This is a genomic window from Paraburkholderia sp. BCC1885 (assembly GCF_900996235.1).
In the GTDB taxonomy this organism is placed as follows: Bacteria; Pseudomonadota; Gammaproteobacteria; order Burkholderiales; family Burkholderiaceae; genus Paraburkholderia.
This window is the reverse complement of the sequence record NZ_CAAJGM010000011.1, coordinates 141,213-163,342: the sequence shown is the minus strand read 5'-3', so window position 1 is coordinate 163,342 and position 22,130 is coordinate 141,213. Positions and strand designations below refer to the sequence as shown.

Below are 22,130 nucleotides of genomic sequence, written 5' to 3'. Positions count from 1 at the left end.
CGCGGTGCTGACGCAAACTTTCATGGGCGAGGGAAATCATGTCGAGCAGTGAGCAAAAGAATCAAACCGGATTTGTCGGTGTGGGCGTGATGGGACGTCCGATGGCGCGGCGTCTGATCGAAGCCGGCCATTCGTTGATCGTCTATGACCGCGATGAGAAGGCGGTTGCCGAGCTCGTGGCGCTGGGCGCGCACGCGGCGAAATCCGTTCGCGACGTGGCCGACCACGCACGCATCGTCTTTACGAGCCTGCCGACGCCGGCCGTATTCAGGCAGGTTGCGATAGGCGAGGGCGGTCTGATAGAAGGCAGCGCCCTGAAGATTCTGATCGACCTGTCGACCGTCGGGTCGCGCACCGAGAAGGAAGTCGCCGACGGCCTGCTGGCGAAAGGCATCGACACGGTCGATGCACCGGTGAGCGGCGGAGCAGCGGGCGCCAGCAAGGGCACGCTCGCGATCATGGCGGCAGGCAAGCCCGCAGCACTCAATGAAGTGCGCGGATTGTTCGAAGTCCTTGGCAAAGTGTTCGTCGTCGGCGAGGAGCCGGGGCAAGGGCAGTTGCTGAAGCTGCTGAACAACATGCTCTCGTCCACGGCCTTTGCGATTACATCCGAGGCCTTCGTGGCCGGCATGCGCGGCGGTCTCGACCCCGAGGTGATGATGTCGGTGATCAACGCGGGGAGCGGCAAAAACGGCGCGACGCTCGACAAGTTTCCGAAGCAGGTGCTGCCGCGCACGTTCGATTTCGGCTTTCCGATCGGCAGTGTCTGCAAGGACATCGGTCTGGCCGTCGAGGAATGCCAGGCGCTCGGTGTGCCGATGTGGGTCGGCAGCGTGGCGCGTCAAGTCTGGAATTACGCAGCAATGCAGGACGGCGCGAAGCGCGACATGACCGAGCTCGTCAAATACGTCGAACACTGGTCGTCGGGCGAAGGCCTTGCGGACTGATTCGAACGCGCCACACGAACGTTATATAAACCTGATCGGAGTACACCATGATTGTCGAAATGCGGATTTACCATTGCGCCCCCACCCGGCTGCCGGCATTGCTCGATCGCTTCACCACCACCACGCTCGGCTTCTTCGAGAAATACGGCATTCAGCAGATCGGCTTCTGGACCACGTTGATCGGCCCGAGCAATCACACGCTCACGTATATGGTGAAGTGGGAGAGTCTCGCGGAGCGCGAACAGAAGTGGAATGCGTTTCAAGCCGACGCGGAATGGATCGCCAAGCGCGCCGCAACCGAGGCGGAACGGCCGATTGTCGAACGCATCGAAAATCACTTTTTGACGCCGACGACTTTTTCGGCCCTGCAGTAAGGAATATTTGCCATGACACAACCGAAACGCATCGGCTTTATCGGACTCGGCATGATGGGCGCGCCGATGGCGCAGTGTCTCGCGACCGCCGGATTCGAACTGTATCTCGATGACGCGGATGCCGCGCGTGCCGACACGCTGGCCACGCAGATCGGCGCCCAGCGCCTGAAACCGGACCACGCTGCAACGCTCGACGTCTTGATCACCATGCTGCCCAATTCGGCGATCGTGGAAGAAGTTCTGCTCGGCGGTGGCGCGGGCGGCTGGGTAAGCCATCTGGCAAAAGGCGCGGTCGTCATCGATATGAGTTCGTCGGAGCCGGAACGTTCGCGCAAACTCGGCGAGACGCTCGCGGAGCGCGGCTACGCTTATCTGGATGCGCCGGTGTCGGGCGGGGTCAAGAAAGCACGCGAGGGCTCGCTGGCGATTCTGGTCGGCGGCGCGCAGGAGGTGCTTGAGCGTTGCAAGCCGTTGCTCGACGCCATGGGCAAGAGCGTGCTGCATATCGGCAGCGCGGGCGCGGGCCATGCTGCGAAAGCGCTAAACAACTATGTCTCGGCTGCCGGCCTCGCGGCGACCGTCGAGGCGCTGCATGTCGCCGAGCGCTTTGGGATTGAACCGGGTGTCATGACCGACGTGCTGAATGCGTCGTCGGGCCGCACCAATACGTCTGAAAACAAGGTCAAGCAATTCATGCTGAGCGGCACGTTTGCATCAGGTTTCGCGCTGCAACTGATGAACAAGGATCTGAAGATCGCGCGTGCTCTCGCGCAGGCCGTCGACTATCCGATGACGCTCGGCGTGACCTGCACCGCGATGTGGAACGACGCGGCGTCACGTTCGACAGCGGCGACGGACCACACGGAGCTGTATCGTCTGCTGCCCGGCGACGCCTCCTGAGACAAATTGATCGGAGTCCTCTATGTCACATACAGCGCAGTTCTATATTGATGGAAAATGGGTCGAACCGGCGTCCGCCAGCGGCTTCGACGTGATCGACCCGGCGACCGAAACGCCAATCGGGCGGATTGCACTCGGCGATGCGCAGGACGTGGATCGGGCCGTGGCTGCGGCGCGTCGGGCTTTTGCGACATGGTCGGTCAGCGATGCGACCGACCGCGTGGCCCTGCTCAAACGCGTGCTGCAGATTTATGAGCGCCGCTACGACGAGTTTGCCGAACTGATCCGCCGCGAAATGGGCGCGCCCATCACCTTCGCACGCAACGGCCAGGCCGCACGCGGGCCGGCGCACCTCAATGCACTGATCGACGTGCTCGAACGTTTCGATTTCGAAGAGCAGCGCGGCAGCACCCGCGTCGTGCTGGAACCGGTGGGCGTATGCGGCCTGATCACACCGTGGAACTGGCCGATCAACCAGATTGTGGTGAAGATTGCCCCGGCGCTGGCGGCCGGTTGCACGATGGTTCTCAAACCGAGCGAATACTCACCGTTGAGCGCATTGCTGTTCGCCGAGGTGCTCGACGAGGCGCAAGTGCCGCCAGGTGTATTCAACCTCGTCAACGGCGACGGCCCTGGCGTGGGCGCGGCCATCGCTTCTCATCCGGACATCGACATGGTGTCGTTTACCGGTTCGACGCGGGCCGGCGTGCTGGTTGCCGAGGCGGCGGCGCAAACGGTCAAGCGTGTCGCGCAGGAACTGGGCGGCAAGTCGGCAAACATCCTGCTCGACGACGTCGACCTGGAAGAAGCGGTGACGCGCGGCCTCGCCGCGTGCTTCACGAATAGCGGTCAGTCGTGCTCGATTCCGACTCGCATGCTGGTACCGCGTCATTTGATGAACGACGCGGCGCAAATCGCGAAGCGCGCCGCCGAAGCCTACCGTACCGGCCCGACCGACGATCCGTCGACGCAACTGGGTCCGCTCGTCAACCGCAATCAGTTCGAGCGTGTGCAGACGCTGATCCAGAAGGGCATCGACGAAGGCGCGCGGCTCGTCACAGGTGGCACGGGTCTGCCTGCAGGTGTCGAGCGCGGCTACTACGTGCGCCCCACGGTATTCGCCGACGTCACGCCGGATATGACGATCGCGCGCGAAGAAATTTTCGGACCGGTGCTATCGATCATGGCATACGACTCGGAAGAGAATGCTATCGACATCGCGAACGGCACCGAATACGGTCTCGCGGCCTATGTCCAGTCGGGCGACCTTCAGCGGGCGCGCAAAGTGGGACGCGCCCTGCGTGCCGGTGGCGTGCACCTGAATTACCCGCCGGCTGATTTTGGCGCGCCGTTCGGTGGCTATAAGCGCTCGGGCAATGGACGCGAATGGGGCGAAGCTGGCTTGCGCGAGTATCTGGAAACCAAGTCGATGGTCGGCTATGGCGCACCGTGAGGCGCGTGGTCGCCGGCCCGAGTGAGTAAAAAATTTGCGCTTTTTCATTGTCGGACAATCGGTGTGTCCGGCATTAAGATGATTTGAACCTGAAACGCAACGAACCGTAGAGGATTTCACAATGGACAACAACGAACGCTTCGACAAAGGCTTTGAGAACCGTAAGGAGGTGCTCGGCTCGGCGCACGTGGAGAAGTCGTGGGCCAACGCAGACGACTTCAACCGGCCGATGCAGAAATTTGTCACCGAATACTGCTGGGGCGATGTCTGGGGCGACCAGACGCTGTCGTTCAAGACGCGCAGCATGCTGAATCTCGGCATGTTGACGGCGATGAGCCAGCATCACGAATTGGCAGTGCATATCAAAGGCGCGCTGCGCAACGGCGTAACACGCGAAGAGATTCGCGCGGTGTTGATGCAGGCGGCAGTCTATTGCGGCGCGCCGCTGGCGCTGGCGGCATTCCGCGTGGCCACGGAGGCGATCAAGGCTTACGAGGCGGAGAACCCGGCGGCCTAAAGCGCAGGAAAAGCCTCGATCCACGAGCGTTTTGCGTGAGACCGGAATGCGTGCCAAAACACGCATTCCGGTCGACAGGAGACAAAGATGAAAACCATAACCGCTAACGACGTCATTCAGTCGGAAGCTGAGCAGTCCATAGAAACGAGAAGGCGCAACGCCATCAAAGGCGCGTTCTTCTCCGAGTTTATCGACATGTTCGATATCTACCTTCCGGTCGTCGTGTTGTCGCCGGTGCTGGGGTTCTTTCAGCCGCCGCATCTTTCGGCCGGTACGGAGACGATTCTCGCGTCGCTGGTGTTCATTACGACGCTGTTGGGGCGGCCGGTTGGCGCATTGCTGTTCGGCATGATCGCGGACCGCATCGGCCGGCGCAAGGCCTCCATCTGGTCGGTGTCGGGCTTCGGTGTGGTCACGCTGCTGATCGCGCTATTGCCGGGTTATCAAAGCATCGGCCTGACGTCGTATGTGCTGCTGGTGTTGTTGCGTTTCGTCGACGGCATCTTTCTGGGTGGCGGCTATACCGGCGCCATGCCGCTCGCCATCGAGTATTCGAAGAAGGAACAACGCGGCTTCGTCGGCGGTTTCATCATTGCGGGTTTTCCGGCGGCGTATGTGACGATCAACCTCGTCGCCATGGCCATGTTCGCGCTTTTTCCGCTCAATGGTATGAATTCGCCCTATGCCCAGTGGGGCTGGCGCGTGCCGTTCGTGCTGGGCGCCGTGCTGGCGGGCGTGCTCGCGACATATTACGTGCGCAAGGTGGCGGAGTCGGAAATCTGGAAGAGCGAAGCCGCCGACAAGGCCGCCCAGGCCGAAAAGCTGCCGCTGACCGATCTGATTCGCGGCAAAAGCGGCCGCAATCTGCTGCAGGTTCTGCTGATGATGACGGGCTTCTGGCTTACGCAGAACATCGTGACGATCTTTCTGCCTACCGGCCTGCTGGTGAAAACGCTCCATCTGTCGGGTTTCCAGATGGCGTCCACGCTGATGATCACGTATTTCGTGCTGTTTTTCAGCTATATCGGTTCGGGACTGATTGCTCAACGTATCGGACGGCGTCGTTTCTTCGCGATCGTCGGCCCGCTGATCGCGACGGTCGGTTCGGCGCTGTTGTACGTGCTGGCCAATGGTGAAGGCCTGTCCTTGACGGTCATCATCGTGCTCGTCTGCGTGCTCGCGGTATTGGTGACCTCGCCATGGGGCGTGATCATCACGTATATCAACGAGCGCTTCGTCACGGATGTACGCGCAACCGGTTTCGGCGTGGGCTTCAGTCTTTCCGTGATCATTCCGTCGTTTTACGCGTTCTATATGAACTGGCTTGGCGCCTTCATGCCGCTGCGTCTGACGGCGGTCGCGCTGCTGTGCGTGGGCGGCCTGATTGGCATGGTTGGCGCGCTGATGGGCCCGGAAACGAAAGACGTCGATTTCTAGGCTAACTGTTTGACTTGAGGAGGATGCAATTCATGAATCAGGAGCGAATCGGTTTCATCGGCCTGGGCAACATGGGTGGCCGCATGACGAGACGACTGGTCGATGCTGGCATTGCCGTGCTTGGCTTCGACACGGTGGCGGAACGAATTGCCGCGACCGGTGCGGAGCGTGCCGGTAGCGTGCGCGACGCGGTGGCGTTTGCCGACGTCGTGATGATGTCGCTGCCGGATAGCAAGGTGGTGGAGGCGGTGGTCGAAGGCGAAGATGGCGTGCTGGCCCATTGCCGCGCGGGGCAGATTGTGGTCGATCTGAGCACGGCCGCGGCCAGTTCGACTATCCGCTTGGCGAAGCGTTTTGCCGAACGCGGCGTCCATTACGTCGATGCAGGCATTTCAGGGGGCGCCGCAGCGGCCGAGAAGGGCACGCTGACGCTCATGGTAGGTGGTGAGGCCGGCGCGGTGGCTGCACTGCAATGGGCATTCAAACCGATCAGCGCCAAGGTCGCTCACATGGGCGCAAGCGGAGCAGGCCACACCACCAAACTGCTGAACAACTTCCTCAATGCGGTCAGCCTCGCGGCAAGCGCTGAGGTGATGGTCGCGGGCAAAAAAGCGGGGCTCGATCTGCACCTGTTGCTCGACGTGCTGAACAGCAGCAGCGGGGTCAACTTCGCCACGCTGAACCGCTTTCCGAAGATCGTCGACGGCGATTATCTGGAAGGCGGTCTCACGGGCAAGTTGATGACCAAGGACGTGGTGCTGTACGTGGACCGCTTGCGCGAGCTCGGTGTGACTTCGTTGAACGCGGCGGGTCCGCTTGCGAGCTTCGGTCTCGGCACGGCGTTGGGTTATGGCGATGTGATCAGCAATCGGGTCGTGGATGCGATCGGCGATGTATCGGGCGGCGTGCGGCTGTTTGATAACGTCAAGGACAACTGAAAAAGGAGAAGCAGGCATGAAGGTATTTCACGGCAGGGCGGAGGGCGCGCAGTCGGAACTGAGGGGCGAGACGTTTTCCGGCACCGTATGGGCCGATCCGGTGATGCCGGCCACCAACGGCGTCACGATCAACACCGTGTTTTTTGCTCCGCGTGGCCGGACCTACTGGCATACACACGAGCAGGGCCAGGTACTGACGGTCACGGCCGGCAAGGGCTGGATCTGCAAGGAAGGTGAAGCGCCGCAACCGATCCGCCAGGGCGACATCGTGTTTATCGGACCGAACGAGCGCCATTGGCACGGCGCGAGCGACGGCAGCTATATGGTGCATATCGCAACCTCGATCGGCAAGGCGACGTGGCAGGAAGAAGTCGCCGAGGCGGACTATCCGGCCGGTGCGTAGCGGCAGGATCAGTGGGATGGTGCGCCGTCGGGACGACCGGCGCACATACGAGTGTTTCCGTCTTCGAGAGGAAGGATGTAATGAGTTCGAGTCAGTCAGACAATACATCGCCTCAGTCGCATGACGCGCAGGCCATCAGGGACGAGTTCATACGCGTCCACGGCGCGTGGCCTCCTGCATGGGAGAGCATGCTGCGTCTCGATGCGGGCTTCGTGGCGGCCTATCTGCGGTTTTCCAGTGTGCCGCAGCGGCACAACCATCTTGGCGACAAGGTGCGCACGTTCATCGCGCTGGCTGCCGACGCCTGTGCCACGCAACTGTATGCGCCGGGTGTTGCGCATCATTTGCAGCGGGCATTGTCGTTCGGCGCGACGCGTGACGAGTTGATGGAAGTGCTTGAACTGGTCAGCACGATCGGCATTCATACAAGCAACGTGGGCGTGCCGGTGTTGCTGGAAGTTCTGGAAGAAGAGGGTTTGCGTGCAGGACCGGTGCCGCTCGACGAACGAAGGCTCGCCCTGAAGGCCGCGTTCGAGAAGAACCGCGGTTACTGGCATCCGACGTGGGAGGGTTTGCTCGAACTCGATCCCGATCTGTTCGAAGCGTATGTCGAATTTTCGTCGGTGCCGTGGAAGACCGGCGTATTGAGTCCGAAGGTTAAGGAATTCATGTACTGCGCCTTCGATGCCTCGGCCACGCATCTATACGTTCCCGGCCTGAAGCTGCATATGCGCAACGCACTGCGTTACGGGGCAACGGTAGGCGAGATTATGGAGTTGCTAGAAATAGTCAGCACCACGGGTATCCATGGCGCGGAACTCGGCGCGCCGTTGCTCGAAGCGGCCTTGCAAGACATGACGGCAAACGGGGCCGCCCAGCATGAACAGAACGTGGAGATCGGCCAGCGCTGAAGTATCATACAGTCGGACACTTTGTGTGACGGGAAGACAATCATGTCAACGGATATGGGTCTGATCAGACCGGAAACGCTACGCCACCAGGTCGAAAATGTATTGCGGCAAGCGATCATGAGCGGACGTTTTGCGCCGGGCGCCCGGCTGATCGAGCGCGAGCTATGCGAAACGCTTGGCGTGAGCCGCACGTCGGTACGCGAGGCCTTGCGCAAACTCGAAGCGGAAAAGCTGGTGCGCAGTGTGCCGCATAAAGGTCCGATTGTCGCGGTCATCTCGAAGCAGGAGGCAAGCGAGCTATACGCGCTGCGCGGCTTGCTGGAAGGCTTTGCCGCCCACGAATTCGCGCGGCTCGCGAGCGACGCCGCACTGGCGCGTTTTGGCGAGGCCGCCACGGAATTGCGCGTCGAAGCCGAGGCGCAAAACCAGGAAGGCGTACTGAAGGCCAAAACGGCGCTTTACGACGTGCTACTCGACAATTGCGGCAATGGGCTGATCAAGGAGGTGCTGACCAGCCTGTACTCGCGCGTGAATCTGCTGCGCGCCACCTCGCTGATGCATCCGGATCGTCTGCCGAGCAGCCTGGGCGAAATCGACAAGCTATGCAAAGCCTTGAAGGCGCGCGACGCGCAATCCGCCCAGCAGCTCGCGCAGCTCCATGTCGCCAACGCCGAAAAAGCCGCAATGCGCATGCTGGAAGAATCGGCGGCGGAACTTGGCCAAGCTGAGGATAGCTAACGAGTTTCGCACCCGTCACCTGATCGTATCAATACCGTCCCATACCGCCGCCCAATACTGCCCAATACTGTCGAAGCAAGGAGATTTAACGCATGCCCAGTTCAGCCGCCGTGAATATTGCCGTCCTCGACGACTATCAACGCGTCGCCTCGTCGCTCGCAGACTGGCAAAGTTTGCAGCCGCACGCCAACACGGTATTTTTTCACGACCATGCCGCTGACGTCGACGCGCTCGCGGCCCGCCTCGCGCACTACGAGGTCGTGGTGTTGATGCGCGAGCGGACCCGCTTCGACGCGAACCTGCTGGCGCGACTGCCGCGCCTGAAGCTGATTCTCACGGTGGGTATGTGGAATGCCGCCATCGATCTGCAGGCCGCGAAAGCGCGCGGCATCGTCGTATCGGGCACCACAGGCGGCGATCCTGCCGCCACGCCGGCGCTGACGTGGACACTCATACTCGGCATCACGCGCAATCTATACGGCGAGGCCGCGTCGCTGCGGAGCGGTAACTGGCAAACCGGCCTCGGCATGGACGTCAACGGTAAAACGCTGGGCGTGCTGGGGCTTGGGCGCATTGGCGAAGCGGTTGCACGTATCGGCGTCGCGTTTGGCATGCAGGTGATCGCGTGGAGTCAGAACCTGACCGAAGAGCGCGCCAACGAAGTGGGCGTGCGGCGAGTCGAGAAAGACGAACTGTTTCGCGAGGCCGATGTGCTCACGGTTCATCTGAAGCTCGGCGAGCGCACGACCGGGCTCGTCGGCGCGAGGGAGCTTGGGCTGATGAAGCCGACCGCATATCTTGTCAACACATCGCGCGGACCTATCGTCGCGGAAGATGCGCTGATCGCCGCATTGCAGGAGCGCCGTATCGGCGGCGCTGCACTGGATGTCTTCGACGTGGAGCCGCTGCCCGCGGCCCATCCGTTTCGCTTTCTGCCGAACGTGCTGGCTACGCCGCATATCGGCTACGTCACCGAAAATACCTACCGCACGGCTTATCCGCAGATCGTCGAAGATATTCACGCCTGGATGAAGGACGCGCCTATTCGTCTGCTTTAAGGAAATGGCTGCAGTGACGGCGCGCCGGGTTTATGCCCACGATACTTCGCGAATCGGGGATCGTGATATGCGTCCGTCCCCGTTGCGGATCAGGCCGCTGCGGCCGCTTCCTTGACGGTTTGCAGCCGTTCCACGGCATCGCCGTTTTCGCGGAACAGATGAACGTGACGCAGCGCGAAACCGGCATCGACCGCCTGGCCATCGGTGGTGGTCGATTCTCCCGAGCCTTTCACCTGGATCAACACGCCGCCGTCGAGGCTCACATGCAGCAGGGTCTCGCCGCCGAGATGCTCGACCACGGAGACGACGCCCGACAGCTTGCCCGGCGCATCGCTCACAGCGGTTTCCGATAGATGTTCTGGGCGAATGCCGAGCGTCAGCGCATCGCCCGCTTTCACACCATCCGCGCTGAACGGCAGCGTCAGTGGCGCGCCACCCGGCAAGCCGATCGTCAAGCCGCCCGAATCGGCACGCTGCACCGTCACTGGCAGAAAATTCATCTTCGGCGAGCCGATGAATCCCGCGACGAAGCGGTTCTTTGGTGTCCGATAGAGTTCGAGAGGCGAGCCGATCTGCTCCACCTTGCCGTTATTCAACACGACGATACGATCCGCCATGGTCATGGCCTCGGTCTGGTCGTGCGTGACATAAATCATCGTGGCATTGAGCTGCTTATGCAGTTTGATCAGTTCGAGCCGCATCTGCACGCGCAGCGCCGCGTCGAGATTGGACAAAGGTTCGTCGAACAGAAACACCTTGGGTTCGCGCACGATCGAGCGTCCGATTGCGACCCGCTGCCGCTGCCCACCGGATAACGCACGCGGTTTTCTCTCGAGCAGCTGTTCGATCTGCAGAATCTGGGCGGCGCGCTGCACGCGTTCCTTGATCTGCGCTTCCGGCAGTTTGATCATTCGCAGTCCGAATGCAATATTCTCGTAGACCGACATGTGCGGATACAGCGCATACGACTGGAACACCATCGCCACGCCACGTTGCGAGGGTTCGAGTTCAGTGACGTCTTCGTCGCCGATCAGCACCTGCCCTGAATCGCTGCGTTCGAGGCCGGCAATGGTGCGCAGCAGCGTGGATTTGCCGCAACCGGAAGGGCCGACGAAGACCATGAATTCACGATCGGTCACGGCGATGTCGATGCTCTTCAACACTTCCGTGCCGGCAAACGTCTTGCGGATCTGCTGCAATTGAACTGCGCTCATGCCTGTCTCCTACTGATGCCCGTGCCGCTACGGCATTGAGCAAAGTAACGGGTTTTTGCGCGCATTTTTGCCTTGCAATGCAGCATGTACCCTTTAACGAATTTGTTCTTGACAACCGGTTCGGGTCCAAATATACAATTGTAATTACAGAATTACAAGTGAAACGGAGTGGGTTGTTACGAGTGAATCACGAGGAGACAAACATGAAGAAGCACTACGCGCAGGCGGCGGCGTTCGCGCTGCTGGGCGTTACCGCATCGTTCTTTTCGGTGTCCAATGCGTCCGCCTGGACGTTGAAAGAGGCCGCCGCGCCGTATTCGGGTACGACCATCAACGCTATTTTTCTGGACCGGCCGGGCTATAAGGCTGCGTCGGCGTTGATTCCGCAGTTCGAGAAAGAGACCGGCATCAAGGTGCACACTGAGGTTGTCCCTTACGAGAACACCCGCGAGAAGGAGGTGCTCAATTTCGTAGGCGGCGGCGCGCAGGACATCGTGCTGGTCGACGTGGTGTGGATCGGCGAGTTCGCCAGCAACAAGTGGCTCGTTCCCATCAAGACCTTTACCGACAACCCCAAGCTGGCCGACCCCAATCTCAACCTCGGCGACTTTTTCCCGATCCTGCTCGATTCGTTCGGCACATGGGACAAAACCACTTACGGGCTGCCATTCGATAACTATTCGGGCCTGATGTTCTACAACAAATGCATGTTGAAGGACGCGGGTTTCGATCAGCCGCCGAAGACCTGGGACGAGTTGCTCAACGTCTACGCGCCCAAGCTCACCAAGCCCGACAAGAACCAGTTCGCCTTCGCGCTGCAATCGCGCCGTGGCGAAACGCAATCGGCGGATAGCTTCATGCGCATGCTGTGGCCGAACGGCGGCTCGTTGCTCGACGCCAAATTCAAGTCGAATCTGCTGTCGCCGCAATCGCAGGCCGGCCTCGAATACCGGCAAAAGCTGATGAAGTACATGCCGCCGGGAATCGTCGACTATGACCACGCAGAATCGGTGAATGCGCTCGCGCAGGGGCAGGTGGCGATGATCACCGAGTGGTCCGCGTTCTATCCGACGCTGACCGATCCGAGCAAGTCGAAGATCGGCAACTGCCTCGCCATCTCCACCGAACCTGCCGGTCCTGCCGGACTGAAGCCCGCGCTGGGTGGTTTCTCGCTGGCGGTGAATGCCAAGTCGAATGCGAAGAAACAGGCCGCGGCGTGGCTCTTCATTCAGTGGATCACTTCGCAGGCCATGGCGAAGCCATATCTGGACGCGGGCGGTGTGAGCGGGCGCATGTCGGTCTACAAGGACCCGGCCGTCCAGAGCAAGTATCCGTTTGTGAAGCCGATGGTGGAATCGTGGCAAGGCGGCGTGCCTGACTATCGGCCGCGTTTCCCGGAATGGCCGGCGGTATCTGAAGTGATCGGCGAATGGGGCAGCAAGATCATGCTCGGCCAGGTGTCGGTGAAAGACGGTGCGCAGACCATTGGCACCAAGACCGAAGAGATCCTGCGGAAAGCGGGCTATTACGACGGCAAGAAGCCCTTGCTGAAGTAACAGCGGCGCGGGCGAGGCTGCTTAGGCTGTCTCGCTCGCTGAATAGAGCATCGCGCGGAGAGATTCATGCAGAAGACCACGATAGCACCCGCCAGCGGCACAATGCGGCCGCGCCGGCCTGTGCGCTTTCGTTTCATGCCGCGTTCGCCGGCGTTCTGGTTTCTGCTGCCCGCCGTCGCGGCGCTGGCGATCATCGGCATCTACCCGTTGTTGCTGGCGCTGTATAACTCGTTTCACCTGTACAAGCTCGCGGATGTCGACGCCGGCACGCCGTTTGTGGGTTTCGACAACTACGTCGCCACGCTTTCCGATCCGTCTTTTTGGGGCGCGCTCGGCCGCACGGTCTTGTTCCTTTGCCTGACCTTGCCGATTGAAGTGGCATTGGGGCTATTCGCTGCCTTGATGTTGCATCGCACGGCGTTGCCGTGGCTGCGGGTGGCCGCGCGCGTCGGTCTCGTGATTCCAATGGCGACCACGTATGCGGTAGTCGGTTTGATAGGACGACTAATATTTAATCGTCAGTTCGGCGTGGTCAATTATCTGCTGGGCTTCTTCGGCATCGCGCCGCTCGACTGGCTGGCCGATCCCACGCTTGCCGTCGTTTCCGTGATGATCATGGATATCTGGCAATGGACGCCGTTTTGCGCGCTGATCCTGCTTGCGGGCCTCGCCATGGTGCCAAAGGAGGCGGAAGAGGCTGCCCGGCTCGAAACGCCGAAATGGAGCAAGATTCTCTGGCATCTGCAGCGTCCTTATCTGTTGCCGGGGCTCACTGCGATTCTGATTCTGCGTTCGGCGGACATGCTCAAGATGTTCGACGCCGTCTTTACCATGACGCGCGGCGGTCCCGGCACGGCGACTGAGTTCATCAGCATCTACATCCAGCGCATTGCGTTTCGCCTCTTCGATCAAGGCATGGCGTCGGCCCAAGCCGTGTTGCTACTGATCCTGACGATCGTGCTGTCGCGGCTCTATATTCGTTTTGTTTACCGGGAGGCCGTGTGAGCACCTCAATCGACACCTCCAGCCAACCGCTGCCGCTTTCGCCGCGAGCACGTCGGGCGAAGAACGCACGCCGCCGCGCCACGGTGTGGCACGCCGTCGGCCTGTTGGTCGTATTCCTGAGTTCGGTGTTTCCGTTTTACTGGATGGTGACCACCAGCCTCAAGAGCCAGGCGGACGCGCTGGCCATGCCGCCAGTCTGGCTGTTCAAGCCAACGCTTGCGCACTATATCGACGCGCTGTTCGAGCATGACGTCGCGACGAGCCTGCTGAATTCGCTGATCGTCGCCAGCAGCACGACGTTTCTCGCGATCCTGCTCGGCGCGCCCGCGGCGTATGCGCTCGCGCGTTTCGAATTTCGCGGCAAGGAAGACTTGTGGTTCTGGTTCATCTCGAACCGCATGGTGAGTCCCGTGGTGCTCGCGGTGCCGTTCTTCCTGATTGCCACCAAACTCGACCTGGTGGATACGCATATCGTGCTGATCCTGCTGTATCTGACGTTCTCGTTGCCTATCGTCGTATGGATCTGCACGGATCAGTTTCGCAACATTCCAGTCGAACTCGACGAGGCCGCGCGTCTGGATGGCGCCTCCGCCTGGCGCGTATTCTGGCGGATCAATCTGCCGCTGGCGATGCCCGGCATCGTAGTGTCGGCGATCTTCGCTTTCATTTTTTCGTGGAATGACCTGCTGTACGCGCTGGTGCTCACGCGCACGGATGCCATTACGTCTCCGGTTGCCGCAACCAGTTATATGAGCGGCTACGAGTTGCCTTGGGGAGAAATCATGGCCACAGGTACGCTGATTGTGTTGCCGATGGTGGTGTTTGCGCTGGCGGTATCGGGCCGGCTGGTCCAGGGGCTGACGATGGGCGCGGTGAAATGAAAGGTGGGGCCTGGAGCGGTGATTTACTATCCGGGTGTGCCAACCGATACCCCTCATGCTTATGAATAAAACCATGCCATCCGCCGTGACGTCGCTGCCTGAGCCCTCTGTCGACACCGAAGAGGAGTTGCAGGCGCGTGTCGCATGGCATTACTACGTCGGCAATCTGACGCAACAGGAAATTGCCCAGCTTATCGGCAGCAACCGGGTTCGCGTGAACCGCCTGCTCGCCGCCAGCCGCGAATCGGGCATGGTGCAGATCACTATCAATAGCCGTCTCACGCCGTGCGTCGCGCTGGAAGAAGCGCTGGTGCGGCGTTTCGGACTCGAGGCCGCAGTCGTGGTGCCTGCGGGCGCGGATACCGAGTCGAACATGGCGGCAATCGGCATTGGCGGCGCCAATTACCTCGCCGGGCAACTCGCCACGGGACAGACCATCGGGCTGGGTTGGGGCCGTACCATCCGCGCCGTGTTGCGTGCCTTGCCGCAACGCAGTTATGGCTCGCTCTCGGCGGTGTCGTTGCAAGGAGGCCTGTCGCATTGTCCGAGCATCAACACGTTCGATATCGTGTCCGACTTCGCGGACCAGTGTCAGGCCGACGGTTTTCTGTTCCCCGCGCCGATCTATGTGAGCAGCCAGGCGGTGCGCGACGTCCTGCTCATGGAAGATGCCGTGCGCGAAACGTATGAGCGGGCTCGCCAGTCGGATCTGGTTTTGCTGACCTGCGGGGACCTGACCGAGTCATTGGTCGTGACGTATGGCATCAACGATCCCGAGCAGGTGAAGGCATTGGAGAAGGCGGGCGCGGTGGGCGACATGCTCGGTCACTTCATGGATGCGGACGGCGAGGCGCTCGACCATCCGTTAAATCGCCGCACGGTAGCCATTTCGCTCGAAGACCTGCGCAAGATTCAGCGCGTGATTCTGGTGAGCGGCGGCGCGAAAAAATTTGCCGTGACGCGCGCGGCTTTGCGCGGACGCTATCCGTCGGTGCTGGTGACGGATGAAGAGACCGCGCGCCGTCTTTGCGAAGAACCCTGAAAATAACCATGACCGGGAGTGGAATCGCAACGACTCAACCTGATTAACGGCGCAAGCCGCACCATAGACGGCCGTTTTCAGGCCGCCCGATTTCATTCCGTTCATTCCCTGGCAGAGGGCATCAATCATGGAAGCACTGGTTCTCGAAGAAGCGCGCCGCATCAGCTTGCGCCCGTTCACGTTGCCGCAGGTCGTCGGCGCGCGCGATGTGCGCATTCGGATCAATACGGTGGGCATTTGCGGCAGCGACATTCATTACTATCAGCATGGCCGTATCGGGCCGTTTGTAGTCAATGAGCCGATGGTGCTCGGTCACGAAGCGGCAGGTACCGTCATTCAGGTCGGCGACGAAGTCACGCATCTGAAGGTGGGTGACCGTGTCTGCATGGAGCCGGGCGTACCGGACATGGAGTCGCGGGCCGCGCGTGAGGGTATGTATAACCTCGATCCGAGCGTGCGCTTTTGGGCGACGCCGCCGGTGCACGGTTGCCTTACGCCGTTCGTGGTGCATCCCGCGGCATTTACTTTCAAACTGCCCGACAACGTCAGTTTCGCGGAAGGAGCGATTGTCGAACCGTTGGCGATCGGCATGCAGGCCGCCACCAAGGCGAAGATAAAGCCGGGGGACGTAGCGGTTATTCTGGGCGCGGGAACCATTGGCATGATGTGCGCGCTGGCGGCGCTCGCGGGCGGTTGCAGCCGCGCCATCGTGTGCGACATGGTGCCGGAGAAACTCGAACTGATCGGCAACGTGCAGGGCGTGACGGCAGTGAATATCCGTGACCGGAAACCGAAGGACGTCGTTGCGGAATTGACCGACGGCTGGGGCGCGAATGTCGTATTCGAAGCCAGCGGCAACGAGAAGGCATTCGAGGGTATCGTAGATCTGTTGTGTCCCGGTGGCTGCCTCGTGCTGGTGGGGATGCCGCAAAACCCGGTGCCTATCGACATCGTCGCGGTGCAGATCAAGGAGGTGCGGTTCGAATCGGTGTTCCGCTACGCCAATATGTTTCCGCGCGCGATCCAGTTGATCGCCTCAGGCCGGCTCGATATCAAGCCGTTCATTTCCCGCACGTTCCCGTTTGCGGACGGCATTCAGGCCTTTGAGGAAGCAGCGAGCGGAAAACCGACCGACGTGAAGGTGCAGATCGTGCTGGAATAGTTCGTGGTGCGAAGGGGCGGCGGAGTGGTTATCTACGACGCCTTTTTCACCCGCTTCGGCTTTGCCGCTGCCGCCGAGGTGTTCAAGGCGATTGCCGCATGAATCAGCGCCTTGAACTTGTCTGCGTCGATTTCTTCGCCTTCGTGGATGTCGATAGCGCGCCTTACGTTCCCGTCGAGGCTCGAATTAAAGAGCTTCGATGGGTCTTTCAATGACGCGCCTTTCGCGAAGGTCAGCTTCACCACCGCCTTGTACGACTCGCCGGTGCAGATGATGCCGTCGTGTTCCCACACGGGCGTGCCGCGCCATTTCCACGTCTCGACCACTTGCGGGTCCGCCTCCTTGATCAGCTCGCGCATCCGGCTCAAGGTGGCCCCGCGCCAGTCCGCGAGGTCGGCAATGCGCTGATCGATCAGTTCGGACGCCGGCTGGGCCTCGTTCGAAGCGGACTCTTTCATGTGCTGCTCCTGAATTTCGTGCTTGCTCAGATGCCGAACTGTTTCGCGTATTCGGCGTTCAGACGCGGCCAACCGAATTTCATGGCTTCGCCGCCCACGATCCACCCGACAGGATCATTCGCCACGAACCGTTCCAGCACGTCGAGGCAGATGTGCCAGCCGGCCGCGCCCATCGCGATGAAGCCGCGATCGATGTTGTGCCACAGCGTAAGTCGCGTGCCGTCACCGAGTGGTTCGAGTTGCCAGCGCATGTCGTTCTCCCCCCAGCGGTATTCGAGCAGATACGGCGGCTCGACGCGGGTTACCTGGGTATCCGAAACTTGTGGCGTGGGTGTGCCGACTGTCGCAAGCGTGACGGGGCCGACCGCCGCGAGGCTGCGGTCGGCGTCGAACGGCGCCCACTCGCGCAGGCTCGCCGGATCGGTCAGTGCTTGCCACACTTTCTCCGGCGCATGACGCAGTTCGCGGACGATCACCAGCGTCCACTTTGCGCCGTCTTTGCGAACTTCGGCCCCGGCGGCGGCGCCTGCCATGTATTCGTCGCGCTTGCTCATCGTTTCTTGCCCTTTTTACGTGGTGCAGGATCCATCTGATCGAGATGGCGTTCGAGTGCGTCGAGGTGGACGGACCAGAACCGGCGGAACGGTTCGAGCCATGCGTCGATTTCCATGAGCGGCTCGGGTCTGATGCGGTACAGACGCCGCTGCGCATCGACGCGTGACTCCACGAAGCCGGCGTCCCGCAGAACCCGCAGATGTTTGGAAACCGACGGTTGTGACAGGCTCAACTGTTCCTCGAGATCGCCCACGGACTGCTCGGCGCAGGCCAGCAGACTCAGGATGGCACGGCGGTTCGGTTCGGCGATGATGGCAAATGTCGATTCCATGGTGTTTATATACTTCATGAGGCATATACGTGTCAAGCCGCATCCATGGCCGCAGCGCGGTACGATGCAACAGTGCCGTCGCGCGTGCTGTTGTTTGACGCATCGCCTGTTGGATGGGGCTGACCGGGAGAGTCTGGATGCGGGGCCGCATCCAGAAGCAGAAGCGGCTTTAATGCCTGGGGACGTTTTAACGGCGTCCGCTGGGAAACGCCTGGCGCGGGGTGAGACCGGCCTGAGGTGTGCTTCCTGTCGCCGCGTTCGGCGGAGCCGCCGACCCATGCGACGGAGACAGGCTTGGGCTAGCCGCGCCATCCACTGCTTGCGTGCCCGCTTCGGCAGCCAGCGCGCGGCCCACTACGCCGCAGCGCAGCGAACCTAGCGTGTCGAGTGCGCGGGCGCGCTGCCCACCGGTGTACGGCATATCCGCATGCAGCCACAGCAAGGGAAACAGCAGATTGAAGCGCTGTACGCGCTCCGGCGGCGGCAGACGCGTTACGCCTGTGCTGGCGGCGCTGGAACTACGGTCGCGCAACGATGCGAGTCCCAGCGCCGGCAAGCGGCCAAAGCGCTGTTGTGCGCCGAGCAGATCCATGGAATGCTCAAGCACGGTCGCGGAGAAATGCATGTGTGGATTGGCGGCCAACTGGTCGCGCAGACCCAGCATCGCGCCGCACCATGCATCGCGCAACGCCGTGTTGCGCGCGTCTTCCTGACCCGGCTGCGCGTATTGCGCCGCGATCGCGTCGAGATGGCCGGCGGGCAGCGGCACGACGGCGTGGTCGCGGCGCACCTTCATGGCAGGTACGGCGGATGACTCCTGTTCGTCCGCGTGATCGTCGTGCTGCTGGCCGCCACCGCCCCGTCCGCGGCCATCGCGGTTGACGCTGTGGTTGTCGGTGTGATGCACGTCGGCGTCGTCCGGGCCGTCGTCGTCGGAACCCACGCCGCCGCCACGCTGTTTCTTCGCAGCACGACGTTTGCGTGCAAGCTGGTCGGCCATTTTCCTGGCGCGCACCGAACTGATCGACGGACCGCGTTGCGCGTCCTGGCCATAGGTGAAGTTGGTCTGGCCGCGATACAGCGCGGCAAACTGCGCGCCGTTACGCGCGCCCTGGGCATTGGCGCTTTTTTGCTGGGCCTGGGCCGTATGTTGCGCGTTGGCAGCGGCCGTTTCGTTGCTGTTCGAGTGAGAGACGCGGTTCATGACAAGGACCTCGCAAGCTGCCGGCGACTCATAGGGCGAATCATAGGGCGATTCATAGGACGCTTCACAACGGCACCGCTGCCTGCAGGATTTCGTTGGCGAAATGCAGGACTGCTGCGCATGACAGCGGCGCGGCGATGACGATGGCAACCGTCACCGCAATCAGCTTCACTGCGTGCGAGAGCGTCTGATCCTGCATCGACGTGATGGCTTGCAGGAACGACACTCCCAGACCCACCACGGCCGCGACGATCACGGGCGGCAGCGAAACGGTCAGGCAGAGCAGCATGCCTTCGGTGGTGTAGCGGATCAGCGAATCGATATCCATGATGCGTTCTCGCTACTTGTAGGTCATGACGAGGCCGTGGATCAGCGTCGACCAGCCGTCCATCACCACGAACAGCAGCAGCTTGAACGGAATCGCCACGTTGGTGGGCGTAACCTGGTTCAGGCCCATCGCGAGCAGCACATTAGCGATGATCAGATCCACCACGATAAACGCGATATACAGCAGAAAGCCGATCTTGAACGCATCCGTCATCTCGGTCAGCGTGAAGGCCGGCGCGAGCACGATCAGATCATCTTCCTTCAGTTCGGCGGCTTGTTCCTTCGGCCACACCACACTGGCCGAGCGCAAAAAGAAGCGTTTTTCGCGCTCCTGCGTGTGCTTGACGAGAAAGGCGCGGAACGGCTCGCGCGCGGCGCCGAAGGCCTGGATCAACGCCTGCGACGGTTGCGAAGCGAGTTGCTGGCCTTCGAGCGATTTCGCTGCGAGCATGCCGATCGGCGCCATGACGTACACCGAAACCAGAATCGCGATGCCGTTGAGCACCATGTTCGGCGGCACCTGCTGCACGCCGAGTGCATTACGCAGCAGGCCGAGCACGACCACGATCTTGGCGTAAGAGGTCACCACCATGGCGACGAAGGGCAGCAGGCTGATGGCTACGACGACGAGCAGCAGCCCGGTAATATCACTGAACTGGACCATGCCTGTGCGCCATGCGAATGATGCGGATGCCAAGGTGCTCGCCGACTGTCACAAGCTCGCCGTAGCCGATAGTTTGTCCGTGCGCGACCAGACGTAATTGCGCGTCCGCCGCGGCCACCGGGAGTTCGACCACGTAGCCCGGCCCCAGCGCCGACAACTGCGCGAGCGGCAATGCGACCGTGTCGATTTCGAACTGCACGGGCAGTTCGAGCTCGCCGATACGGATCGGATCCTCGGGTTGATCGATGGCGAGCCCGGCGTCGGCGTTCGCCGGGTCCAGCTCTTCTGACATGTTCGGCTCCTTGACGATGACGAGCGACTGCCCGTCGAGTTCCACAGCGGCGCACAGACGCGTGAGCCCAGGGGTGCCCCACGCGGCGACGGCGCGTGGCCGTGACCGGGCGGGTGCGTCGTTCGCCGCGAACAGCGTCGCGTCGAACGACGGAAAGAGGGCGCGCAGCAACACGTCGCCGGTATCGAGTGCGTTTAGCGTTTCCACCGGCAGCGGCTTGACGCCGATGATCAGGCGGCCGGGAATGGCGAGATCGGCGTGCGGCTGCGGCGCGGCTGGGGCGTCCTGTGCGTTTGCGTCTGATTGCAGCAGCGAGTCGAGCAGGTCGTAACAGCGCGGATCGGCGCTGACGGCGAGATCGAAGCGCCGCGCCTCGTGCACGAAAGACAGCGCCACGGCAGATGCCTGGGTGTACGAATCAGAATGCAAACGATGCGCCGATTCGTCGCGCGGCTCACGCGGCACGCGGCGAGGCGCATCCTGCAGACGCCGGCGCCGCACCGACACCACGCGCGAATCCGTGAAGCCGAAGCGGGTGAGCTGCGTAAGCAGCGGTTCGAGCACGACGCCGGCTACGGCGTTGCGAAGCGCAATATCCGCGGACGTGTTCGCCACCAGCGGCGCTGCAATGGTGCCAATGGTTTGCGGGCCGCTTTGCTGCGCATCCCGATCGGGCCACGCCGCGATGGCGAGGGCCGGATAGGCCTGCAAATCGAGCGCCACGCGCAATGCGGCGCTGCCTGCGCCGCTCGGCAATGCGACCGCCAGTTCGATGACTGCTGGGTCGGCATAGGCTGCGTCGACGGCCTGCGCGTCGGTGACCTCAGCGCACAACTGCGTGAGTCCGCACAGCGCCTCTGCCCGCATTGCAAGCCGTGCGTCGCAGACGGTCCGCGTGACGCGCGCAGCCGCGCGGCTGATGACGGGTAATCGCAGCGGCGCGATGCCTGCCGGCTCGTGCGCAACCCGCTCCTGCGCATCGTTGCGCGCGGCGTCTACGGTCCTCGGTTCGGTTAGCGGATGGGCCATGCGTCAGGAATCAGTCACCAGACAGTGAGTTCGATTTCGCGGGCTTCGCCCCACGCGCGCAGCATCGTGTCGAGTTCTCTCTCAAGCAGGCTGCTATGGTCCAAGAGTAATTGGCGCGCTGCCTGATCCGGGGCGTCGAACCGAAGCTGGAGCCTGAAACGCGAAAGCGACAGATACAAGGTGGTCTGCGGCAACAACTTTTTATCGAGCGGCAACTGCACTTCCCAGTTGCCGGCGTCGGCGATTGCGCGGTCACTGCAGAACGCGCCTATTTCGCGGGCGAGCGAGCCGAGCAACTGGAGGCAGCGTTGCTGCTGCTGATAGACGGCGGAAACCACCGGCATGGCCGCGCCGGCGACGCGGGCGCGCAGTGCCAGGCGTTCGACGGAGTCGGGGGCGTCGTCAACTGTGAGGGCTGTTGCGATACTGCCTGCCTGCGGCGCCTCGCTATCCGAAGCTGGCTCGCGCTCGAATGGGCGGGGCGCTCGCGGCGCCGCAGCGTCTGCTTCGTCTTCCTGCGCATCGTCGCTATCTGCGTTCCCATGCGTGTCGGCATGGGTGTTGGTATTGCCACTCAGACGATGCAAGGCGCGCCGCCTTCCCAATAGCGACGCATAGTCGAATGCGCGGCCACGGCTGTTGCTCGCGGGTTCTGCTTCAGCGGAGGGATCGTCATAAGCATCGCCGCGACCGGGGATGATGCGGAGGTGGCGTGCATCGATATGCGTCATCGT

The 22,130-nt window shown here is 61.7% G+C and carries 25 protein-coding genes; 16 read left to right on the top strand and 9 right to left on the bottom strand.

All coding sequences use genetic code 11. From position 1 onward, the window contains the following. Nucleotides 1–35 precede the first annotated feature (35 nt). The 11 genes from FQ755_RS00855 to FQ755_RS00805 all read left to right on the top strand — a co-directional run bounded on the left by FQ755_RS00855 (nucleotide 36) and on the right by FQ755_RS00805 (nucleotide 9,676). Nucleotides 36–947, top strand: coding sequence for an NAD(P)-dependent oxidoreductase (locus FQ755_RS00855; RefSeq protein ID WP_260858233.1), 912 nt, complete (start codon nucleotides 36–38; stop codon nucleotides 945–947). Between the two features lie 47 nt (nucleotides 948–994). Beyond that, nucleotides 995–1,321 carry an NIPSNAP family protein gene (locus FQ755_RS00850; protein WP_144150219.1) on the top strand — a complete coding sequence of 109 codons (327 nt, stop codon included), beginning with the start codon at nucleotides 995–997 and terminating at the stop codon, nucleotides 1,319–1,321. A 12-nt stretch (nucleotides 1,322–1,333) separates the two neighbouring features. Beyond that, a complete protein-coding gene (locus FQ755_RS00845) occupies nucleotides 1,334–2,221 on the top strand; it encodes an NAD(P)-dependent oxidoreductase (protein ID WP_144150218.1) in 888 nt (295 codons plus the stop codon). 22 nt (nucleotides 2,222–2,243) lie between these two features. Next, nucleotides 2,244–3,674, top strand: a complete 1,431-nt coding sequence (locus tag FQ755_RS00840; RefSeq protein ID WP_144150217.1) for an aldehyde dehydrogenase family protein — start codon at nucleotides 2,244–2,246, stop codon at nucleotides 3,672–3,674. A gap of 121 nt (nucleotides 3,675–3,795) precedes the next feature. Then, nucleotides 3,796–4,191 (top strand): carboxymuconolactone decarboxylase family protein, encoded by a 396-nt coding sequence (locus FQ755_RS00835; protein ID WP_144150216.1) that lies wholly within the window; start codon nucleotides 3,796–3,798, stop codon nucleotides 4,189–4,191. A gap of 87 nt (nucleotides 4,192–4,278) precedes the next feature. After that, nucleotides 4,279–5,628 (top strand): MFS transporter, encoded by a 1,350-nt coding sequence (locus FQ755_RS00830; RefSeq protein WP_144150215.1) that lies wholly within the window; start codon nucleotides 4,279–4,281, stop codon nucleotides 5,626–5,628. Between the two features lie 32 nt (nucleotides 5,629–5,660). Next, nucleotides 5,661–6,566, top strand: coding sequence for an NAD(P)-dependent oxidoreductase (locus tag FQ755_RS00825; protein WP_144150214.1), 906 nt, complete (start codon nucleotides 5,661–5,663; stop codon nucleotides 6,564–6,566). Between the two features lie 16 nt (nucleotides 6,567–6,582). Then, on the top strand, nucleotides 6,583–6,969 hold the full coding sequence (locus FQ755_RS00820) for a cupin domain-containing protein (RefSeq protein WP_144150213.1): 387 nt from the start codon (nucleotides 6,583–6,585) through the stop codon (nucleotides 6,967–6,969). A gap of 80 nt (nucleotides 6,970–7,049) precedes the next feature. Beyond that, entirely contained in the window at nucleotides 7,050–7,880 is an 831-nt protein-coding gene (locus FQ755_RS00815) for a carboxymuconolactone decarboxylase family protein (protein ID WP_144150212.1), read from the top strand. A gap of 42 nt (nucleotides 7,881–7,922) precedes the next feature. Then, on the top strand, nucleotides 7,923–8,618 hold the full coding sequence (locus FQ755_RS00810) for a GntR family transcriptional regulator (RefSeq protein WP_144150211.1): 696 nt from the start codon (nucleotides 7,923–7,925) through the stop codon (nucleotides 8,616–8,618). 92 nt (nucleotides 8,619–8,710) lie between these two features. After that, entirely contained in the window at nucleotides 8,711–9,676 is a 966-nt protein-coding gene (locus FQ755_RS00805) for a D-2-hydroxyacid dehydrogenase family protein (RefSeq protein ID WP_144150210.1), read from the top strand. Between the two features lie 89 nt (nucleotides 9,677–9,765). Here the strand turns inward: FQ755_RS00805 and FQ755_RS00800 are convergent, their stop codons facing one another. Beyond that, nucleotides 9,766–10,890, bottom strand: a complete 1,125-nt coding sequence (locus FQ755_RS00800; protein ID WP_144150209.1) for an ABC transporter ATP-binding protein — start codon at nucleotides 10,888–10,890, stop codon at nucleotides 9,766–9,768. A gap of 203 nt (nucleotides 10,891–11,093) precedes the next feature. Here FQ755_RS00800 and FQ755_RS00795 point away from each other — a divergent pair, with 203 nt between their 5' ends. The 5 genes from FQ755_RS00795 (at nucleotide 11,094) to FQ755_RS00775 (ending at nucleotide 16,536) form a co-directional block, all read left to right on the top strand. Beyond that, nucleotides 11,094–12,446, top strand: coding sequence for an ABC transporter substrate-binding protein (locus FQ755_RS00795; RefSeq protein ID WP_144150208.1), 1,353 nt, complete (start codon nucleotides 11,094–11,096; stop codon nucleotides 12,444–12,446). A gap of 66 nt (nucleotides 12,447–12,512) precedes the next feature. Next, nucleotides 12,513–13,451 (top strand): carbohydrate ABC transporter permease, encoded by a 939-nt coding sequence (locus tag FQ755_RS00790; RefSeq protein ID WP_186308375.1) that lies wholly within the window; start codon nucleotides 12,513–12,515, stop codon nucleotides 13,449–13,451. Then, nucleotides 13,448–14,332, top strand: a complete 885-nt coding sequence (locus tag FQ755_RS00785) for a carbohydrate ABC transporter permease (RefSeq protein ID WP_260858226.1) — start codon at nucleotides 13,448–13,450, stop codon at nucleotides 14,330–14,332. The genes FQ755_RS00790 and FQ755_RS00785 overlap by 4 nt, the downstream gene beginning before the upstream one ends. A gap of 55 nt (nucleotides 14,333–14,387) precedes the next feature. Further along, the gene (locus FQ755_RS00780; protein WP_260858225.1) at nucleotides 14,388–15,374 is read left to right on the top strand and encodes a sugar-binding transcriptional regulator; all 987 of its coding nucleotides are present in this window, start codon (nucleotides 14,388–14,390) and stop codon (nucleotides 15,372–15,374) included. A gap of 127 nt (nucleotides 15,375–15,501) precedes the next feature. Then, the gene (locus FQ755_RS00775) at nucleotides 15,502–16,536 is read left to right on the top strand and encodes an NAD(P)-dependent alcohol dehydrogenase (protein ID WP_144150207.1); all 1,035 of its coding nucleotides are present in this window, start codon (nucleotides 15,502–15,504) and stop codon (nucleotides 16,534–16,536) included. 32 nt (nucleotides 16,537–16,568) lie between these two features. Here the strand turns inward: FQ755_RS00775 and FQ755_RS00770 are convergent, their stop codons facing one another. The 8 genes from FQ755_RS00770 to sctP all read right to left on the bottom strand — a co-directional run bounded on the left by FQ755_RS00770 (nucleotide 16,569) and on the right by sctP (nucleotide 22,127). Continuing rightward, nucleotides 16,569–16,994 (bottom strand): DUF1801 domain-containing protein, encoded by a 426-nt coding sequence (locus FQ755_RS00770; protein ID WP_144150206.1) that lies wholly within the window; start codon nucleotides 16,992–16,994, stop codon nucleotides 16,569–16,571. Between the two features lie 26 nt (nucleotides 16,995–17,020). Then, nucleotides 17,021–17,548 carry an SRPBCC family protein gene (locus FQ755_RS00765; protein WP_144150205.1) on the bottom strand — a complete coding sequence of 176 codons (528 nt, stop codon included), beginning with the start codon at nucleotides 17,546–17,548 and terminating at the stop codon, nucleotides 17,021–17,023. Beyond that, nucleotides 17,545–17,880, bottom strand: a complete 336-nt coding sequence (locus FQ755_RS00760; protein ID WP_144150204.1) for an ArsR/SmtB family transcription factor — start codon at nucleotides 17,878–17,880, stop codon at nucleotides 17,545–17,547. The genes FQ755_RS00765 and FQ755_RS00760 overlap by 4 nt, the downstream gene beginning before the upstream one ends. A 187-nt stretch (nucleotides 17,881–18,067) precedes the next feature. After that, nucleotides 18,068–19,084 carry a hypothetical protein gene (locus FQ755_RS00755; protein ID WP_144150203.1) on the bottom strand — a complete coding sequence of 339 codons (1,017 nt, stop codon included), beginning with the start codon at nucleotides 19,082–19,084 and terminating at the stop codon, nucleotides 18,068–18,070. Nucleotides 19,085–19,148: 64 nt separating this feature from the next. After that, nucleotides 19,149–19,412, bottom strand: coding sequence for a type III secretion system export apparatus subunit SctS (gene sctS, locus FQ755_RS00750; RefSeq protein WP_074295048.1), 264 nt, complete (start codon nucleotides 19,410–19,412; stop codon nucleotides 19,149–19,151). Nucleotides 19,413–19,424: 12 nt separating this feature from the next. After that, nucleotides 19,425–20,075, bottom strand: coding sequence for a type III secretion system export apparatus subunit SctR (gene sctR, locus FQ755_RS00745; protein ID WP_144150202.1), 651 nt, complete (start codon nucleotides 20,073–20,075; stop codon nucleotides 19,425–19,427). Next, nucleotides 20,059–21,396: a type III secretion system cytoplasmic ring protein SctQ gene (gene sctQ / locus FQ755_RS00740; RefSeq protein ID WP_144150201.1), complete on the bottom strand. Its 1,338-nt coding sequence runs from the start codon at nucleotides 21,394–21,396 to the stop codon at nucleotides 20,059–20,061. The genes sctR and sctQ overlap by 17 nt, the downstream gene beginning before the upstream one ends. Before the next feature lie 14 nt (nucleotides 21,397–21,410). Then, the gene (sctP, locus tag FQ755_RS00735) at nucleotides 21,411–22,127 is read right to left on the bottom strand and encodes a type III secretion system protein SctP (protein WP_144150200.1); all 717 of its coding nucleotides are present in this window, start codon (nucleotides 22,125–22,127) and stop codon (nucleotides 21,411–21,413) included. Nucleotides 22,128–22,130: the final 3 nt, after the last annotated feature.

Bases quoted from the DNA above. Each gene is read 5' to 3' on its own strand.
- FQ755_RS00835 (WP_144150216.1), top strand. From the start codon at position 3,796: ATGGACAACAACGAACGCTTCGACAAAGGCTTTGAGAACCGTAAGGAG.
- sctS (WP_074295048.1), bottom strand. From the start codon at position 19,412: ATGGATATCGATTCGCTGATCCGCTACACCACCGAAGGCATGCTGCTC.
- FQ755_RS00790 (WP_186308375.1), top strand. From the start codon at position 12,513: ATGCAGAAGACCACGATAGCACCCGCCAGCGGCACAATGCGGCCGCGC.
- FQ755_RS00815 (WP_144150212.1), top strand. From the start codon at position 7,050: ATGAGTTCGAGTCAGTCAGACAATACATCGCCTCAGTCGCATGACGCG.
- FQ755_RS00795 (WP_144150208.1), top strand. From the start codon at position 11,094: ATGAAGAAGCACTACGCGCAGGCGGCGGCGTTCGCGCTGCTGGGCGTT.
- sctP (WP_144150200.1), bottom strand. From the start codon at position 22,127: ATGACGCATATCGATGCACGCCACCTCCGCATCATCCCCGGTCGCGGC.
- FQ755_RS00830 (WP_144150215.1), top strand. From the start codon at position 4,279: ATGAAAACCATAACCGCTAACGACGTCATTCAGTCGGAAGCTGAGCAG.
- FQ755_RS00800 (WP_144150209.1), bottom strand. From the start codon at position 10,890: ATGAGCGCAGTTCAATTGCAGCAGATCCGCAAGACGTTTGCCGGCACG.
- FQ755_RS00765 (WP_144150205.1), bottom strand. From the start codon at position 17,548: ATGAGCAAGCGCGACGAATACATGGCAGGCGCCGCCGCCGGGGCCGAA.
- FQ755_RS00850 (WP_144150219.1), top strand. From the start codon at position 995: ATGATTGTCGAAATGCGGATTTACCATTGCGCCCCCACCCGGCTGCCG.
- FQ755_RS00820 (WP_144150213.1), top strand. From the start codon at position 6,583: ATGAAGGTATTTCACGGCAGGGCGGAGGGCGCGCAGTCGGAACTGAGG.
- sctR (WP_144150202.1), bottom strand. From the start codon at position 20,075: ATGGTCCAGTTCAGTGATATTACCGGGCTGCTGCTCGTCGTCGTAGCC.
- FQ755_RS00770 (WP_144150206.1), bottom strand. From the start codon at position 16,994: ATGAAAGAGTCCGCTTCGAACGAGGCCCAGCCGGCGTCCGAACTGATC.
- FQ755_RS00780 (WP_260858225.1), top strand. From the start codon at position 14,388: ATGCTTATGAATAAAACCATGCCATCCGCCGTGACGTCGCTGCCTGAG.
- FQ755_RS00760 (WP_144150204.1), bottom strand. From the start codon at position 17,880: ATGGAATCGACATTTGCCATCATCGCCGAACCGAACCGCCGTGCCATC.
- FQ755_RS00805 (WP_144150210.1), top strand. From the start codon at position 8,711: ATGCCCAGTTCAGCCGCCGTGAATATTGCCGTCCTCGACGACTATCAA.
- FQ755_RS00755 (WP_144150203.1), bottom strand. From the start codon at position 19,084: ATGAACCGCGTCTCTCACTCGAACAGCAACGAAACGGCCGCTGCCAAC.
- FQ755_RS00775 (WP_144150207.1), top strand. From the start codon at position 15,502: ATGGAAGCACTGGTTCTCGAAGAAGCGCGCCGCATCAGCTTGCGCCCG.
- FQ755_RS00825 (WP_144150214.1), top strand. From the start codon at position 5,661: ATGAATCAGGAGCGAATCGGTTTCATCGGCCTGGGCAACATGGGTGGC.
- FQ755_RS00810 (WP_144150211.1), top strand. From the start codon at position 7,923: ATGTCAACGGATATGGGTCTGATCAGACCGGAAACGCTACGCCACCAG.
- sctQ (WP_144150201.1), bottom strand. From the start codon at position 21,396: ATGGCCCATCCGCTAACCGAACCGAGGACCGTAGACGCCGCGCGCAAC.
- FQ755_RS00840 (WP_144150217.1), top strand. From the start codon at position 2,244: ATGTCACATACAGCGCAGTTCTATATTGATGGAAAATGGGTCGAACCG.
- FQ755_RS00845 (WP_144150218.1), top strand. From the start codon at position 1,334: ATGACACAACCGAAACGCATCGGCTTTATCGGACTCGGCATGATGGGC.